General features: G+C 63.8%; 16 protein-coding genes and 1 other RNA gene. 7 read left to right on the top strand and 10 right to left on the bottom strand.

Going from position 1 to position 16061, the window contains the following annotated elements; translation table 11 throughout:
• The first annotated feature begins 62 nt into the window (after nt 1–62).
• Genes dapD through LSG43_RS03185 form a run of 4 tightly spaced genes read left to right on the top strand, consistent with a single transcriptional unit; the run spans nt 63 to nt 3201 of the window.
• On the top strand, nt 63–908 hold the full coding sequence (gene dapD / locus LSG43_RS03200; protein ID WP_231801215.1) for a 2,3,4,5-tetrahydropyridine-2,6-dicarboxylate N-succinyltransferase: 846 nt from the start codon (nt 63–65) through the stop codon (nt 906–908).
• Complete coding sequence (gene dapE / locus LSG43_RS03195) at nt 909–2078, top strand: succinyl-diaminopimelate desuccinylase (protein WP_231801213.1); 1170 nt, start codon at nt 909–911, stop codon at nt 2076–2078.
• Nucleotides 2075–2611, top strand: a complete 537-nt coding sequence (locus tag LSG43_RS03190; protein WP_231801211.1) for a hypothetical protein — start codon at nt 2075–2077, stop codon at nt 2609–2611. Before dapE ends, LSG43_RS03190 begins: the two co-directional genes overlap by 4 nt.
• Nucleotides 2612–2637: 26 nt before the next feature.
• Nucleotides 2638–3201 carry a hypothetical protein gene (locus LSG43_RS03185; protein WP_231801209.1) on the top strand — a complete coding sequence of 188 codons (564 nt, stop codon included), beginning with the start codon at nt 2638–2640 and terminating at the stop codon, nt 3199–3201.
• A 4-nt stretch (nt 3202–3205) separates the two neighbouring features.
• Here LSG43_RS03185 and truA read toward each other — a convergent pair whose 3' ends face one another.
• The 3 genes from truA to def are packed head-to-tail and all read right to left on the bottom strand — an operon-like array spanning nt 3206 to nt 5418.
• Nucleotides 3206–3943, bottom strand: coding sequence for a tRNA pseudouridine(38-40) synthase TruA (gene truA, locus LSG43_RS03180; RefSeq protein ID WP_231801207.1), 738 nt, complete (start codon nt 3941–3943; stop codon nt 3206–3208).
• A 2-nt stretch (nt 3944–3945) separates the two neighbouring features.
• A complete protein-coding gene (gene fmt / locus LSG43_RS03175) occupies nt 3946–4869 on the bottom strand; it encodes a methionyl-tRNA formyltransferase (protein WP_231801205.1) in 924 nt (307 codons plus the stop codon).
• A 33-nt stretch (nt 4870–4902) separates the two neighbouring features.
• Nucleotides 4903–5418 (bottom strand): peptide deformylase, encoded by a 516-nt coding sequence (def, locus tag LSG43_RS03170; protein ID WP_231801202.1) that lies wholly within the window; start codon nt 5416–5418, stop codon nt 4903–4905.
• Nucleotides 5419–5523: 105 nt separating this feature from the next.
• Between def and LSG43_RS03165 the strand changes: the two genes are divergently transcribed.
• A complete protein-coding gene (locus LSG43_RS03165; RefSeq protein ID WP_231801200.1) occupies nt 5524–6666 on the top strand; it encodes a DNA recombination protein RmuC in 1143 nt (380 codons plus the stop codon).
• On the opposite strand, the gene LSG43_RS03160 is transcribed toward LSG43_RS03165, so the two are convergent.
• From LSG43_RS03160 to LSG43_RS03135, 6 genes are all read right to left on the bottom strand, one after another.
• Nucleotides 6663–9062, bottom strand: a complete 2400-nt coding sequence (locus tag LSG43_RS03160) for a bifunctional diguanylate cyclase/phosphodiesterase (RefSeq protein WP_231801198.1) — start codon at nt 9060–9062, stop codon at nt 6663–6665. The two genes, LSG43_RS03165 and LSG43_RS03160, sit on opposite strands and share 4 nt — an antisense overlap.
• A 123-nt stretch (nt 9063–9185) precedes the next feature.
• Nucleotides 9186–9788, bottom strand: coding sequence for a recombination mediator RecR (recR, locus tag LSG43_RS03155; protein WP_231801196.1), 603 nt, complete (start codon nt 9786–9788; stop codon nt 9186–9188).
• Nucleotides 9789–9798: 10 nt separating this feature from the next.
• On the bottom strand, nt 9799–10122 hold the full coding sequence (locus tag LSG43_RS03150) for a YbaB/EbfC family nucleoid-associated protein (protein WP_231801195.1): 324 nt from the start codon (nt 10120–10122) through the stop codon (nt 9799–9801).
• Nucleotides 10119–11864, bottom strand: a complete 1746-nt coding sequence (locus tag LSG43_RS03145) for a DNA polymerase III subunit gamma/tau (protein WP_439651994.1) — start codon at nt 11862–11864, stop codon at nt 10119–10121. The genes LSG43_RS03150 and LSG43_RS03145 overlap by 4 nt, the downstream gene beginning before the upstream one ends.
• A gap of 70 nt (nt 11865–11934) precedes the next feature.
• Nucleotides 11935–12029: signal recognition particle sRNA small type (gene ffs, locus LSG43_RS03140), an RNA gene on the bottom strand.
• A gap of 42 nt (nt 12030–12071) precedes the next feature.
• A complete protein-coding gene (locus LSG43_RS03135; protein WP_231801193.1) occupies nt 12072–12914 on the bottom strand; it encodes a prephenate dehydratase in 843 nt (280 codons plus the stop codon).
• 293 nt (nt 12915–13207) lie between these two features.
• Here LSG43_RS03135 and LSG43_RS03130 point away from each other — a divergent pair, with 293 nt between their 5' ends.
• Nucleotides 13208–14011: a c-type cytochrome gene (locus LSG43_RS03130; RefSeq protein WP_231801192.1), complete on the top strand. Its 804-nt coding sequence runs from the start codon at nt 13208–13210 to the stop codon at nt 14009–14011.
• 95 nt (nt 14012–14106) lie between these two features.
• The gene (locus tag LSG43_RS03125; RefSeq protein WP_231801191.1) at nt 14107–15048 is read left to right on the top strand and encodes a 2-hydroxyacid dehydrogenase; all 942 of its coding nucleotides are present in this window, start codon (nt 14107–14109) and stop codon (nt 15046–15048) included.
• Nucleotides 15049–15086: 38 nt separating this feature from the next.
• Here the strand turns inward: LSG43_RS03125 and LSG43_RS03120 are convergent, their stop codons facing one another.
• Nucleotides 15087–16013 (bottom strand): bifunctional helix-turn-helix transcriptional regulator/GNAT family N-acetyltransferase, encoded by a 927-nt coding sequence (locus LSG43_RS03120; protein ID WP_231801190.1) that lies wholly within the window; start codon nt 16011–16013, stop codon nt 15087–15089.
• Between the last annotated feature and the right edge of the window lie 48 nt (nt 16014–16061).

Raw genomic sequence — 16061 nt, 5'->3', positions numbered from 1 at the left:
CCGTGCGCCACCCCCTTGGGCTATGGTCCGCCGCAAATCGAGACCAACAAGAGGCTTTGCCAATGTCCCACGCCCAGCTCGCCCAGACCATCGATTCCGCTTTCGACAATCGCGACGCCGTCAACCACGACACCAAGGGCGAGGTCCGCGACGCGGTCAACGAAGCGCTGGCGCTCCTCGATTCCGGCAAGGCGCGGGTGGCTGAAAAGGGCGCGGACGGCGACTGGCAGGTCAATGAGTGGCTCAAGAAGGCGGTCCTCCTCTCCTTCCGCCTTAATGACATGGCCCCTATTCCCGGCGGTCCGGGCGGAGCGAACTGGTGGGACAAGGTGCCCTCGAAGTTCGCCGGCTGGAGCGAAAACCGTTTCCGCGAGGCGGGCTTCCGCGCCGTGCCCGGCACCTTCGTGCGCCATTCGGCCCATATCGGGAAAAATGTCGTCCTCATGCCGTCCTTCGTCAATCTCGGCGCCTATGTCGACGACGGCGCAATGGTCGATACCTGGGCCACCGTCGGCTCGTGCGCGCAGATCGGCAAGAACGTGCACCTTTCGGGCGGCGTCGGCATTGGCGGGGTGCTCGAACCGCTGCAGGCGGGGCCCGTCATCATCGAGGACAACTGCTTCATCGGCGCCCGGTCCGAAGTCGTCGAGGGCGTGATCGTGCGCGAGGGCTCGGTCATTTCGATGGGCGTTTTCATCGGCAAGTCGACCAAGATCGTCGACCGCAACACCGGCGAAGTCTTCATCGGCGAAGTGCCCCCCTATTCGGTCGTCGTCTCGGGCAGCCTGCCGGGGAAACCCTTCCCCGACGGCACGCCGGGACCGAACCTCTACTGCGCGGTCATCGTCAAACGCGTCGACGCCCAGACCCGCTCGAAGACCTCGATCAACGAGCTGCTGCGGGACTAGATGGCATCGACCGCCGAAACGCTTCTCGCCGACCTGATCCGCTGCCCCTCGGTCACCCCCGAGACGGCGGGCGCATTCGATGTGCTCGAAGCCTTCCTCGTCCCGCTCGGGTTCACGGTGACGCGTCTCACATTCGAGGGCGACGGGTCGTATCCGGTCGAAAACCTCTTCGCCACCCGCAAGGGCGCCGCGCCCGGCCCGCATCTGCTTTTTGCCGGGCATACGGACGTCGTCCCGCCGGGCGACGCCGCAGCATGGTCGCACGATCCCTTCGCTGCGGATGTCGCTGACGGCGTGCTCTGGGGCCGGGGCGCGACGGACATGAAGAGCGGCGTCGCGGCCTTCTGCGCCGCGCTGGCCAGCCTCGCAAACACCAATGCGCTCGAAATGGGCCAGATCTCGCTCGCCATCACCAATGACGAGGAGGCCGATGCCGTCAACGGCACCGACAAGCTCATGGCGTGGGCGAAGGCGCAGGGACACAAGTTCGATTTCGCCATCGTCGGGGAACCGTCCTCGGCCGAAACGCTGGGGGATTCGATCAAGATCGGCCGGCGCGGTTCGCTTTCGGGCGAGATCGTCGTCACCGGGACACAGGGGCATGTCGCCTATCCCGAAAAGGCTGCCAACCCCCTGCCGGTTCTTTGCGGCGCGGCGCTGGCGCTCGATGCGAAATGGGACGAAGGCACGGATCATTTCCAGCCCAGCAATCTCGAAATCACCTCGATCGATACCGGCAATCCGACCTCGAACGTCATCCCGGCGCGCTCGACGCTTCGGTTCAACATCCGGTTCAACGACACATGGTCCGCCGAAACGATCGAAGCCGAGATCGCGCGCCGGCTCGAAAGCGTCGATGCGAAAGGCTGCGCCCTCTCCTTCACCCCCAGGGGCCGCGTTTCGAAATGCTTCCTCTCCGCCCCGGTTGGCCATGTGGCGTTGCTGTGCGCTATCATGAAGGACGAATTGGGGACTGAACCGGCGCTTTCGACCGGCGGCGGCACGTCGGACGCGCGGTTCATTTCCGATTATTGTCCCGTGGTTGAATGCGGGCTTGTGGGGGCCACCATGCACCAGATCGATGAACGCGTACCGCTTGGAGATGTCGAGCGTCTCTCGGCGCTCTATGGGCGGTTCATCGCGCGGTTTTTGTCGGGGGACCAAGAATGACATTTGTCGAAGCGATTACCAATGCCGGGTCGGGCTGGTCGAAAATCCTCGCCGGCAAGCCGGACTGGAACGAGCACTTCGCTTTCGATGCCCCGGCGCTCAATCGCGGGTTCGTCCTTTATTTCGCCGGCGTGCTGTTTTCCATCGTCGCGCTCGCCGTGCGCTATGGCATGCCGGTGCCGGTCGTGATGCTGATTGTCATGGCGGGCTATATCCTCCCGGTCCTCGCCTTTATTTTCGCGACCAGCCTCGGCAAGCGGGTCCTGAAATTCGAGGCGCCGATCGTCACGATCTACGTTCCGGGTCTTTATATGCTCGCGCTGATGGCCTTTATCGGCGGGCTCACGCTGCTCGTCGGCGTTCAGCTCTGGGGCGTGATCGTTACGCTGACGGCGTTTTTTCTTTTTCGGCTTGCCCGGGTAGCCGCCGGAGCCGATTTCGCACCGGCGCTCGGATTTGCGCTCATCAACTTCCTTGCGGGCCTGCCGCTGGCGCTCTACATGATGGGCGGCGGCTTCGCCGTTTTCGCTTAGCCCACAAGAGCATCGGAGCGTCCACGGTGAGTGCAAAGACTTCAAGCCTGGTCCAGGAAGCCTTCTCTGCCGCAGACGGCTGTTGGCGGCTTGCGATCGGGCGGCGTGAAGCGCCGAGCTATTTTTCCGACGATTTGAGCGGGCTGGTCTCGAGCTTCATCGGGCTGATCGTCTCTGTCGCGATCGCGCTGATCGTAACCGCGATCACCGTGCCGTCGGCATCCGGCGTCACCAGCTTCAGCTTCTTTTTTTCCGACGTCCTGCTCTACGGCATCCTGACGGGCGCGTCGTGGGTGGTTCTGAGATTTCTCGACAAGGCCGACAGGTTCGTCGCCTATCTCACCGTCAGCAACTGGCTCAGCACATTCTTCGGCATCGCGTTCCAGATTCTCGCGCTCGTGGGATTGCCGGGCGAGGCGATCCTGTTGATCGCGCTGGTAGCGGGCCTTGCCACTTACATCAACAACGCCCGGCTGGTCGTCGGGCTGCGCGCCGCCGGCATCGCGATGTTGATGGTCGGCCAGGTCGTGGGCGTAATGATCGGGCTTCTGGTCGCCGGTGCCATTCTCGGCCCGGCGCTGCAATCGTGACGGCTCAGTAGTCCACGGCGACGAGATAGAGCCCCGCCGAAGGCGCCATCGCCCCGCAGCGGGTCCGGTCCCGTGTCTCGAGCGCAGCGCGCACGTCCGCCACCGCCCACTTGCCCTCGCCCACGAGTTTGAGTGACCCCACAAGCGAGCGGACCTGGTGGTGCAGAAACGACCGCGCCGAGGCGCGGATCACGACCATCTCGCCTTCGCGGGAAACGTCGAGCCGGTCGAGCGTGCGGATGGGCGAGTTGGCCTGGCATTGCGCCGATCGAAACGTTGTAAAATCGTGCTTGCCCAGAAGCGGTTTGGCGGCCTTGTGCATCGCTTCGGCATCGAGCGGCACGGAAACGTGCCATACCCGGCTCGCCTCGAGCGCAGGGCGCGCCCTCCGATTGAGGATGCGGTATTCGTAATGCCGCGCGGTTGCCGAGAACCGGGCCTCGAAATCTCCCCCCACCGCCTCGCATGCGAGAATGGCCACCGGATGCGGCTTGAGGTGGAAGTTGAGGGCTTCGGATATGCGGAACGGATCCCATTCCCGTTCAAGATCGAAATGGGCCACCTGCCCCAGCGCGTGCACGCCAGCATCCGTGCGCCCCGCCGTCTGCGTCCTTACGTCCTCGCCGGAAAACGCGAGGATCGCCGTCTCCAGTGCCTCCTGCACGGACAAGGCATCCGCCTGCCGCTGCCACCCCACGAAGGGGGTGCCGTCATATTCGATAGTGAGCTTGTAGCGTGGCATCGCTAGCCGACGGCTTGGCCCGCAAGGTCGCCCGCGCCGCGCAGAAAGGCTTCCGCGTCCATGGCCCCCTTGCCTTCGCGCTGGACCTGCATCAGCCGCACGGCGCCCTCGCCGCATGCGATCGTCAGCCCTCCGAGCACCGTGCCCGGCGCGCCCGCGCCCTCCGCGAGCGTCGAGCGCAGTGCCTTCACCCGCACCGTCTTGCCGCCGCGTTCGAATTCGAACCAGGCGCCCGGGAACGGCGAAAGACCGCGAATGTGATTGTGCACCTCTTGCGCCGGCAGCGAAAAGTCGATCCGCGTTTCCGCCTTCTCGATCTTTTTCGCGTAAGTGACGCCGTCTTCGGGCTGCGGGGTGAATTCGAGCGCATCGCGGTCGAGCGCCGCCAGCGCGCGGCCCATCAGATCGGCCCCGCGCCGCATCATCTCGTCGTGCAATTCGCCCGCGGTCGTATCCGGTCCGATAGGGATTTCCTCGACCAGCCCCACCGGCCCGGTATCGAGCCCCTCTTCCATTCGCATGATGCTCGCCGCCGTCCGGGCATCGCCCGCCATCACGGCACGCTGAATGGGCGCGGCACCCCGCCAGCGGGGGAGAAGCGAACCGTGGAGGTTGAGGCAACCTTTTTCGGGAGCCCCAAGCACCTCGGGTGGCAGCAGCAATCCATAGGCCACCACCACGGCGACCTCGGCGCCCAGCGCGGCGAAGGTATCGCGATCTGCCTGGTCCTTGAAATTCTTCGGCGTGAAGACGGGAATGCCGAATTCCTCCGCCGCGGCATGCACGGGCGACTTGCGCACGTCCTGCCCGCGTCCCGCCGGGCGCGGCGCGCGGGTATAGACCGCCAGCACCTCGTGCCCGCGCATGACGATTTCGGTCAGCGTCGGGACGGCGAAGTCCGGCGTCCCCATAAAGACGACTCGCAAGGCGTACTCCTTTTCAGGCGGAGCGTCCGCCGGTCAGCTCGCGCGCTTGGCGGCTTTCTGGAATTTCTTGATGACCCGGTCGCGCTTGAGCCGCGAGAGGTAGTCGATATAGAGCACGCCGTCGAGGTGATCGATCTCGTGCTGCATGCATACGGCAAGTCGCCCCTTGGCTTCCCGGGTCACCTCTTCGCCCTCGGGCGTGAAGTATTTGACCGTCACCTCAGAGGGCCGCTCGACGTCGTAGACCAGGTCCGGGATCGACAGGCAGCCCTCTTCGCTCACCACGGTCTCGTCGCTCATGGCGACGATCTCGGGGTTGATCATGGCGATCTTGCCCGAATCCGGGTTCTCCTCATCCGCCAGATCGATCACGACGACGCGCCTCATATATCCGATCTGTGGTCCCGCAAGGCCAATGCCGGGTGCGTCGTACATGGTCTCGAACATATCCTCGACCGTGTTCTTGAGCTCGTCGTCGAAGCTCTCGACGGGCTCGGCCACTTTGCGCAGCAGGGGATCGGGCAGGATGAGGATCGGGCGAATGGTCATGAACGTCTCTGTTTATCGGCTGTTGGCGCTTTCGATAGAGCAGTTGGGCCTTTGCGGTCAAGCAAACCCCATATGGTCGCGCGCGAATCAGATAACAAGAACATTATGGAAACGGTTCTGTTCGAACTGGGCGGAACGCCCATCACATTGACCCTGGCGCTCGCTGTGGGGCTGGCGCTCACGGTTGTGTTGCTCATCGTCTCGATCGCCGTGCAGATGCGCGGCGCGCGGGCGCGCGAGGACGCGGCGCTCGAAGACGCCAAGCGCACGAGCGAGATGGAACGCCACCTCGCGGACCTTATGCGTGTGCAGTCGGAAATGACCGGGCGCATGCAGACGATGAGCGAAATCTTCGGCACCCGCACCTCCGATCTCGCGCGCGCGCTCACCGAGCGCATCGACGCCTCGAGCCACCGCGTCAATCAGTCGATGACCGAGACGCGCACCAAAACCGAGGAAACGCTCACCAAGCTCAACGAGCGGCTGGCCGTGATCGACCGGGCGCAGACCAACATCACCCAGCTGTCGGGCGAGATCGTTTCGCTCCAGTCGATCCTTGCCAACAAGCAGCAGCGTGGCGCATTCGGCCAGGGCCGGATGGAGGCAATCATCTCGGACGGGCTGGCGTCGAACGCCTATTCGTTCCAGGCGACGCTTTCGAACGGGTCGCGGCCCGACGCGCTCGTTCACATGCCCAACGACGCGCCGTCGCTTGCGATCGACGCCAAGTTCCCGCTTGAGGGATGGCAGCGGATCAACGAAGCGGAAAACCCCGATGCCGCGCGCCAGGCGATGACCGCGTTCCGCAACGATCTTGGCGTCCACATCAAGGCGATCTCGGAAAAATACCTGATTGCCGGGGAAACCCAGGACACCGCCTTCATGTTCGTGCCCTCGGAATCGATCTTCGCGGATCTCCACGAGCGTTTCGAAGACGTCGTCCAGCGCGCCGCACGGGCTCGAGTCGTCATCGTTTCACCGTCGCTTCTGATGCTGTCGATCCAGGTGGTGCAGGCGCTGTTGCGCGACGTGCGCATGCGCGAGCAGGCGCACGTCATCCAGAAGGAAGTCTCGATGCTTCTTGCCGATGTGGGCCGGCTCACCGACCGGGTGCAGAAGCTCCAGTCCCATTTCACCCAGGCAAATACCGATATCGACCAGATCCTCACATCGAGCGGCAAGATCTCCAAGCGCGGCGAGCGGATCGAGGCGCTCGATTTCGAAGAGCGGCCCCGGCTGTCCGATTAGGCGATGGCCCGCGTGGGGGTCGGAGCGGGGGAGATTTTGGTGGCACGGCCAGACACGATGGCCGCATAATTGTCGATGGTCTGCGGACGGCCCAGCCAGTAACCCTGCGCGCTGTCGCAAACCTCGCCCTTGAGGAACTCGACCTCCTCGGCCCGTTCGACGCCTTCGGCGAGGACCGGCAGGTTCAGGCCCTTGCCCAGCCCCAACACCGCCCGAACGATTGTGGCGGACTGGTCGTTGTCGTGAACGGCGCGGATAAACTGCTGATCCACCTTTATCTTGTCGAAGGGGAACGCCCGCAGATTGGAAAGCGACGAATAGCCTGTGCCGAAGTCGTCCATGGCGATTTTTACCCCCATGGCCTTGATCTTGCGCAGGCTGGTGAGCGCGCGGTTCATGTTGCGAATGAGCGCGGTTTCCGTGATTTCGATCTCGAGCCGGTACGGCGCCAGTCCCGACTGGATCAGCGTCTCTTCAACGAAACGCGCGAAATGCGGCGCATGGAGTTGCAAGGGCGAAACGTTGACCGCAATCGTCAGCGGCGCCCTCCACCGCGCAGCCTCCATACAGGCCTCGCGCAGCACCCATTCGCCGATGGAGAGGATCAGCGCGCTTTCTTCGGCGATCGGAATGAAATCGCCTGGAGGCACCGCGCCGCGCTCCGGATGGTCCCATCGCACCAACGCCTCAAATCCCGTGGTATCGCCCGTAGCAAGGTCGACTTGCGGTTGGTAGACGAGCGTGAGTTCCTCGTTGGCTACGGCCTGGCGCAGCTCGTATTCGAGTTGCCGCCGGTCGCGGACCTGGGTGCCCATTTCGCTTTCGAAGAACCGGTAGACCCCGCGCCCTTCTTCCTTGGCGCAATAAAGCGCGGTATCGGCGTAAGTCATCAGGCTTTCGGCGTCCTGCGCATCGTCCGGAAAAACCGTAATGCCGATCGAAGCCGAGATAACAATGCCGTTGTCCGCAGACGCATTTTCGTGCGCAAATGCATCGAGAATGGTTTGGGCGACGTTCCCGGCCTGGGCGGGCGAAGACAGGTTGGACAGGATCACGGCGAATTCGTCCCCGCCAAGGCGCGCCGCGAGGTTCTGGCCGCCGAGCGTTTCTTCAAGCGCGCCGGCAACTTTTTGCAGCATGGCGTCGCCCGCGGCGTGACCGAACAGATCGTTGACCTCTTTGAAGCGATCAAGGTCGAGATAGAGAATGGCAAAGCGCTGCTGAAGACGACCGGCAGTCGCGATTTCCTCATCGAGACGGGTATTGAAGCTTGCCCTGTTGGCAAGTCCGGTCATCGCGTCGTGGTGAGCGAGAAAGCGTATGTGACGTTCGGCATCCTTGCGCGCCCGCAGGTCGCGTACCGCGATTGCCTTGTGGGCTTTCCCGCCGAAGTCCACTTCGCGCAACACGATTTCCACCGGGATGATCTTTCCCTCGAGCGTGCGCAGCTCGGTTTCGACGAGTCCGTCGGCCCGGCCACCCACGGACTGGACGGCGGATGCCGGCAGAAAATCGGTCACCTTGTGCCCGACAAGATCGACCGCCCGATCTCCGATCAAACGCTGAAAGCTGGCATTGACCGTTACGACGTCGAGCCCGTCGCACACGATCAGACCCTCAACCGCCGCATCGGCCAGACCGCGCATGCGCGAGGCTTCGCGTGCTGCGTGCATGCGGTCGCGCAGATCGACGTAGATCGCGCCGAGAACCAGGAGCAAGATGAGAATGGAAAGGCCGCCCGCCACGACCGCTATCACGTTTGTGGTGACCTGATTGGGCGTCACGATGGCAAAGCAGTTCTCGAACCCTGCCGCACCCATCGCGGTAAAGTGCATGGACGCCACGGCGAGCGTCAGAAAACCGGTCCCGATCCAGCGCGAGCGCCGCGAAACGGAATCCGCTCCAAACCAGAGCGCGAGGCCGCCGAAAACGATGCCAAAGAGGATCGAGGCGGCAACGAGACCCCAGTCCCAGCCGATCTGGCCGCCGACCAGCATGGCGGCCATGCCGGTATAGTGCATGGTGGTGATACCAATCCCCACGACAGCGCCGCCCAAGATCAGATCGGAGCGCTTGTTCCCCGTCGCGGCGAACCACAGTCCGAGCCCGCTGATCGCGACGGCAACCAGAAGGGAGAGAACGCTCAGCCCGATGTCGTAACCGGCGGGAAAGCCCGCGTCGAACGCAACCATGGCGATGAAGTGCGTCGTCCAGATACCGAAGCCCACGGATGCAGCGGCAACGCCCAGCCAGACATAGCGCCAGACGCCTTCGGTGCGCCGCGCGTGCACGAGCACAGACACGCAGGAAAACGAGGCCAATATGCAAACAATGACGGCCAGGGCCACGAGCCGCAATTCGTGTTCGAAAAGCAGCGTATTGAGTACATCAATCATGAGTCACGCGTAATTCGTCCCACACGTGACGTGTTTTGGGGCAAATACGTAAACAAACTCGGACGGGACTGGAGACGCGCGCCGTTCGCGTCCCCCATGCTTAACCAATGGTCACCAGAACCGCTAGAAGCTGGTCCTGGCCTTGAGTGCCTGGCTCAGCGTGCCTTCGTCGAGATAGTCGAGCTCGCCGCCCACCGGCACGCCATGCGCCAGGCGCGTGATCTTGACGCCCGACCCGGCAAGGCGGTCGGTAATGTAGTGAGCAGTGGTCTGCCCCTCGACCGTGGCGTTCACGCCGATGACGATTTCCCTGTATTCAGGGGCCCGGGCGATCAGGGCGTCGATGGAAATGTCATCCGGCCCCACACCGTCGAGCGGCGAGAGCACGCCGCCGAGCACATGGTAGCGCACCGGACCGATGCCGGCGCGTTCGAGGGCCCAGAGGTCGGCGACGTCCTCGACGACGATCAGAAGCCCACTCTCTGCCCGGCGGGGGTCCGCGCAGATCGTGCACGGCGAGACCGTATCGACATTGCCGCAGGTCCCGCAGACCTTGACCGCCTCGACCGCGCGGTCGAGCGCGGCGGCCAGCGGGATCATCAGCTGCTCTTTTTTCTTGATGAGGTGCAGCACGGCGCGCCGTCCCGAGCGCGGCCCGAGCCCGGGCAGCCGCGAAAGCAGTTGGATGAGCTGTTCGATCTCCGGTCCGCCGGACGGGTTTGCCATCGGCGTTGCTCTAGAACGGGAACTTCATGCCCGGCGGGATGGGCAGGCCGGCGGTCATTTCGCTCATTTTCGACTGCATGAAGTCGTCGCCCTTGCGGCGCGCGTCCGCATGCGCGGCGACGATCAGGTCCTCGAGAATTTCCGCCTCTTCGGGTTTGAGAAGCGACGGATCGATCTTCATGCCGCGAAGATCGCCCTTGGCGGTCATCGAGACCGTCACCAGGCCACCGCCGGATGTGCCTTCGACGATCGTCGAAGCGGCCTCTTGCTGCATTTCCTGGGCGCGCTGCTGGAATTCCTGGGCCTTCTTCATCATGCCCATAATGTCTTTCATTCGTCGTCCTCCGTCTCGAGGCCTTCAATCGCCTCGGGGTCTTCGAGCGCCTCGTTTTCGGGCGCCGTTTCACGCGTCTTGATGTCGACGAGCCGGGCGCCGGGGAAGGTTTCCATCACCGCCTTCACCATCGGATCTTCTAGCGCCGCGTCGCGGGCGTTGCGCCGGTCCGCTTCGCGTGCCTCGCGCAAGGTCGGAGCATCGATTTCCTTGGTCGACACCGTCACGAGCCAGGGTCGTCCGGTCCAGTCCTTGAGCCGGGCCGACAGTACCGAGACAATCGACGGGTTCGCCGTCGGCGTCAGCGCCACCTCGATCCGTCCGGTTTCGAAGCTCACAGGCTTCATGTCGGATTCGAGCGCGTGCTTGAGCAGTATATCGCGTTTTTCCCCGGCAAGCGCCACGAGTTCGGCATAGCTGCCCGGTGCGGGCAGCGTCGTTTCCGCTGCGGGTGCGGCATGGGCCTGAGGCCGGGCCATCGGCGCGGCTGCGCGCGCGTTGGCACCGCCGCCGCCCGGGGCCGGCGCCGAGGGGGCCGTTGTCGTTTCGGGGGGCTGGCCGGTCAGCTTTTCGATCAGTTCGTCGGGGCTGGGAAGATCGGCGGCGTAAGCGAGCCGGATCAACACCATTTCGGCCGCCTGCAATCCGTTCCCCGACTGGGCGATTTCTGTGAGCCCGTTGGACAGGATCTGCCAGGTGCGGGTGAGAATGCGCAGGCCCAGCCGGTTGGCCAGGTCGGCGCCACGGGTCTTTTCGTCCGGGGTCAGCACCGGGTCCTCGGCGGCGGAGGGCACGATCTTGATGCGGGTCACCAGATGGGTGAATTCCGCGAGATCGGCGATGATCGTCGAAGGATCGGCGCCCGAATCGTAAAGATTACGCAGCCCGTCGAGCGCGGCGGCGACGTTCCCGTGCATGACGTTCTCGAAAAGGTCGATCACCTGCGCGCGGTCGGCGAGCCCGAGCATCATGCGCACCGCCTCGGCGGTGATCCGCCCGTCGCCATGGGCAATCGCCTGGTCGGTCAAAGAAAGGCAGTCGCGCGCCGACCCCTCGCCCGCACGCACGATCATCGCCAGCGCTTCGGGCTCGAACGGGACGCCCTCCTTTTCGAGCAGCCCCGTGAGATATTGAGTCATCACCTCGGGCGTGATCCGCCGCAGGTCGAACCGCTGACAGCGCGAAAGGATGGTGACGGGAACCTTGCGGATTTCGGTGGTCGCGAAGATGAACTTCACATAAGGGGGCGGCTCTTCGAGGGTCTTCAATAGCCCGTTAAAGGCCGAGGTCGAGAGCATGTGCACTTCGTCGATGATGAACACCTTATAGGGTGCGCTCATCGGCGGCGTGCGGGTCATCGCGTTGATTTCGCGGATGGAATCGATGCCGGTATTGGAAGCGGCGTCCATCTCCATCACATCGACATGGGTGCCTGCGATGATCTCGGCGCAGTGCAGGCCTTCCTTCTGAAGGTCCAGCGTCGGGTGCGCCCCGGTTTCATCCGCGTAGTTGAAGGCGCGCGCCAGAATCCGCGCCGTCGTCGTCTTGCCCACGCCGCGGACGCCGGTCAGGATGAAAGCGTGGTGGATTCGGCCGGACTTGAACGCGTTCGAAAGCGTCCTCACCATTGCATCCTGCCCGATCAGGCTTTCAAAACTGCCTGGCCGGTACTTGCGAGCCAGAACCTGATAGGGGGTCTTTTGCGGGTCGGAGGTCGCCATATCTTCCTGTCGCGTGCCCATCGCCAAATGCGGACGGGGCGCCGGCTGTGACTGTCGGGCTTGATGAATGGCCTGAGCTTGGCGCCAAGTAGCAGGAGGCTGACGACGACCCGTGCCGTACTCGTTAGGGCTGCTTCCTTCCGGACCTGACCCGGTTGGCGAGCGGTTCGTCCGTCACCAACCTCCCAACGCCCTATGTGTTACATCGGCGCGCCGAATGCAAGGGCCCTACTCGGAATCCGGCGCGTTCTCCGCAACAGGATAGACACCCAGTATCTTGAAGTGATCGGAGAAAAACCCGAGCTCCTCGAGCGCGAACGTGACGTTCCGGTCTTCGGGGTGCCCTTCGATATCGGCGTAAAACTGCGTTGCGGTGAACGAGCCGTCGACCATGTAGCTTTCGAGTTTGGTCATGTTGACCCCGTTGGTCGCGAACCCGCCCATGGCCTTGTAAAGCGCGGCGGGCACGTTGCGCACGCGAAAGACGAAGGTCGTCTTGACCCTCGTGCCGTTCGGCGTTGCGTATTTGGGGTCGCGCGCCATGATCAGAAAGCGCGTGGTGTTGTGAGACGCGTCCTCGATATTTTCGGCGAGAACGTCGAGCCCGTAGATTTCGGCAGCAAAGCGCGAGGCGATGGCGGCGAGCGACTTGTCGCCCTTTTGCGCGACCTCGCGCGCCGAACCCGCGGTGTCGACGGCATTGACCGTGCGCAGCTTGTGCTCGGCAATGAACTTGCGGCACTGTCCGAGCGCCACCGAAAGGCTCTGAACAGACTTGATATCCGCGAGCGTCGCGCCGGGGACCGCGAGCAGGTTCATGCGCACGGGCAGGTAGTATTCCCCGATAATGTGCAGCCCGCTTTCGGGCAGGATGTGGTGGATGTCGGTGATCCGGCCATAGAGCGAATTTTCCACCGGGACGACGGCATAGTCCGCCTCGCCCTTCTGCACCGCGCCGATGGTCTCCTCGAAGGTCACGCAGGGCATCGGTTCGTCGTCGGGAAAAAAGCCGTGCGCCGCCGCATGACTGAAGGCTCCCATCTCGCCCTGAAACGCTATCTTGTGACCCATTGTCCGGTATCCATATCGAATTATGATCGGTGCGCGCCTCTAATGGCCCCCGCCCGCGGCGGAGTCAATCTTGGCGGGATTTGCGGCAATTGTCGCACCTTTACCGATGCCGGTTGCGCGCGCCAAAACTTCTATTATAAGGTCCGCGCGCGGGCTTGGTGGGCGAATCCGGGACTTTGGCGCGACCCTTCTTTTGCGGGTCATGGACCGGGTGGCCCAGCGTCCGCTTATGCCTTACGAGATTTTTGCACGGCCGGCGCCGGCGAGGGAAACGGTACGGAGAGACCGAGACTATGGATTCATTCGAACTCAACAAGATCTTCGGCGCCATTCTTGGCACGCTCGTCTTTGTCATGGGCGTCGGCTTTCTTGCCGAGGCCATCTATCATCCGATCGAGGGCCGCGGCGCCACCTATGAGCTGCCGATGCCCGAGGGGACCGGCGAAGAGGCTGCCGAAGCCGCACCGGAAGTCGCCTCGATTGCCGAGCGCATGCAGACCGCAAGCGCCGAGGCCGGGGCGAACCTCATCAACCGCTGCCAGTCGTGCCACGATTTTTCCGCGTCCAACGAAGACCGCACCGGTCCGGGTCTCTGGGGTATCGTAGAGCGCCCCATCGCGGCCCATGATGGCTTTGCCTATTCGGACGCGCTTGCCTCTCTGGGTGCTGCCGGGGAAGTCTGGTCGTACGAAAACCTCGACGCGTTCATCGAATCCCCGCGCAATTTCGCGCCGGGCACGAAGATGACCTTCGCGGGTCTTTCCAACCCCGAAGACCGTGCCAACCTCATCGCCTTCCTGCGCGAGCAGGCCGATACGCCGGCGCCGCTGCCCGAGGCCCCTGCGGCCGAGGCTCCGAGCGAAGCACAGGACGAGGCCGAACTGGCCGATGAGGGCGCCAGCCCCGCCGAAACCGTCGAGGTCCCGGTCGAGGGCGAAGGTGAAGCTGCGCCGGCCGAGGCAGGCGAGAGCGAGGCAGCTCCTGAGACCGGCGCCGAAGAAACGGCGCCCGTCGAAGACGGGGACGCTACGCTAGAGCCGGTTCCTGTCGAAGATACCGTTGAAGCCCAGGAAGACGGCGAAGCCGCGGGACAGTAGCCCCCGCCGCGCACTGACAGCGCCTGGAAAATTCCCTATCATGGCCGTGCCGGTCTCCGGCGCGGCCTATTTTTTTTGGTTCACAGGATTATCCCATGGCGCTTCTCGTCCATCTCCCCGGCCTCGATCAATCTCCCTGGGTGGAACGATTCCGGCGCGCGCTTGATGGGTATCCGGTCTACGCGGAGGGCGACGCCGTTCCGCGTTCGGAGATCCGTTACGTCTTCGCCTGGAAGCCCGCGCCCGACGCCTTCGAGGGGCTCGACAGTCTCAGGGCGATCTTTTCGCTCGGCGCGGGCGTCGACGCGCTTCTAACGCACCCCAACCTGCCCGACGTGCCCATCGTGCGGTTTGTCGATGCGGATATGACGCAGTCCATGAGCGACTATGTCATTGCGCAAGTGACCATGCATCACCGGCTCATCTCGCGCTACCAGGCACATCAGAGGGCCAAGGTCTGGACGCAACTCTACCCGCCGCCTGCGACCGCCATAGCGGTCGGCGTCATGGGGCTGGGCGTTCTGGGAGAAGACGCCGCGCGCAAGCTCGGCATGCTCGGCTTTACAGTCAACGGCTGGAGCCGCAGCCGGAAATCGATCGACGGCGTCGAGACGTTTGCGGGTGCGGAAGCGTTTGCCGATTTCCTCGCGGCGACGGACATCCTCGTCAATCTGCTGCCACTGACCGAAGAAACGCAAGGCATCCTCAACATGGCAACGTTCAAGGGCCTGCGCCGCGGCAAGCTGCCCGGTGGCCCCGTCGTCGTCAACGCCGCGCGCGGCCGGCATCAGATCGAGGCGGACCTCGTCGAGGCGCTGAAGGACGGTACCCTGGGCGCGGCGAGCGTCGACGTCTTTGAGGTGGAGCCGCTTCCCAAGCAGAGCCCGCTCTGGGCGCTCGACAACTGCTACATCACCCCGCACATCGCCGCGGTTTCGAACGAAGCGAACGGGGTGCGGTATTTTTCGGATATGCTTAGGGCGCACGAGCGCGGCGCGCCGCTGACGAACCTGGTGGATCGGGAGCGGGGGTATTAGGGGGGCGATGCCGGGCGGACGCGGCGCCGGAACAGCCTCTAGAGATCCAGCGCCCAATACTGTCCATTGAGGTCGTGCCCAAACGCGTGGTGGCGCTCCTCACGCTGGAGCTCGAAGCCCGCGGCCTGATAAATCCTGCGCGCCGAAGCGAGGCAGTCTTGTGTCCACAGGATAACGCGGCGATAGCCGGAGTCGCGTGAAAAGGTCACGGCGGCATCCACCAGCAGCCGCCCGAGCCTGCGCCCGCGGAAGCAGGGTTCCACGTAGAGCATGCGCAACTGCGCTGTCTCCGTTTCGTGTGCCGGCAGAACGAAAACCGACCCCGCGATTTGCCCTCCGATTTCGGCGACCCATAGATATTTTGGCGGGGTTGCGGGCGCCTCGGCGTATTCGGCGTATATCCGCGCGATGAGCGCTTCGAACTCGGCGTTCCAGCCGTACTCGCTGTTGTAGAGCGCGGCCTGGCGCTCGATAAGATGACCGATGTCGCCAATCCGCGGCGGGCGCAGGACGAGGGCACCGCTCATGTCGGCAGGAGCGAGGATGTCGCGAATGGCGCGCATGCTCGCGAGCAGCCTGGTACGGCGAGCGGCGTCGAGCGGTTCCAGCAACGCCTCGGCGGCATCGTCGCTGAGGGCGTTGAGTTCTGCGCAGGCGATCTCGCCCGAGGTCGTCAGCATGAGCCTGTTGGTGCGCCGGTCGCCGTCATCGGGGACAATCGAAAGATGGTCCTGGTCGGAGAGCCGACGGATGAGGCGGCTCAACTGCCCCCGGTCCATGTCCAGCTCTTCTGCGAGCGCCGCCGCCGTCGTTGCGCCACGGCGCCCGATCTCGTGGATCAGCCGCGCCTCGACAAGCGAGAACGGGCTTTTGAGCATTCCCTCCTCGAGAAGGCCGATGACCTTCGTGTAGAAGCGGTTGAAGGCGCGAAAAGCGGCTATGTCGTCCTCTGCAACGGTAGACATGACAAACCCTGGAGAGCATAATTGTTGATATAGTCAACAATATACGCA

This window comes from Pelagibacterium xiamenense, assembly GCF_021166475.1.
Lineage (GTDB): Bacteria > Pseudomonadota > Alphaproteobacteria > Rhizobiales > Devosiaceae > Pelagibacterium > Pelagibacterium xiamenense.
This window is presented reverse-complemented; position numbering and strand designations above follow the sequence as displayed.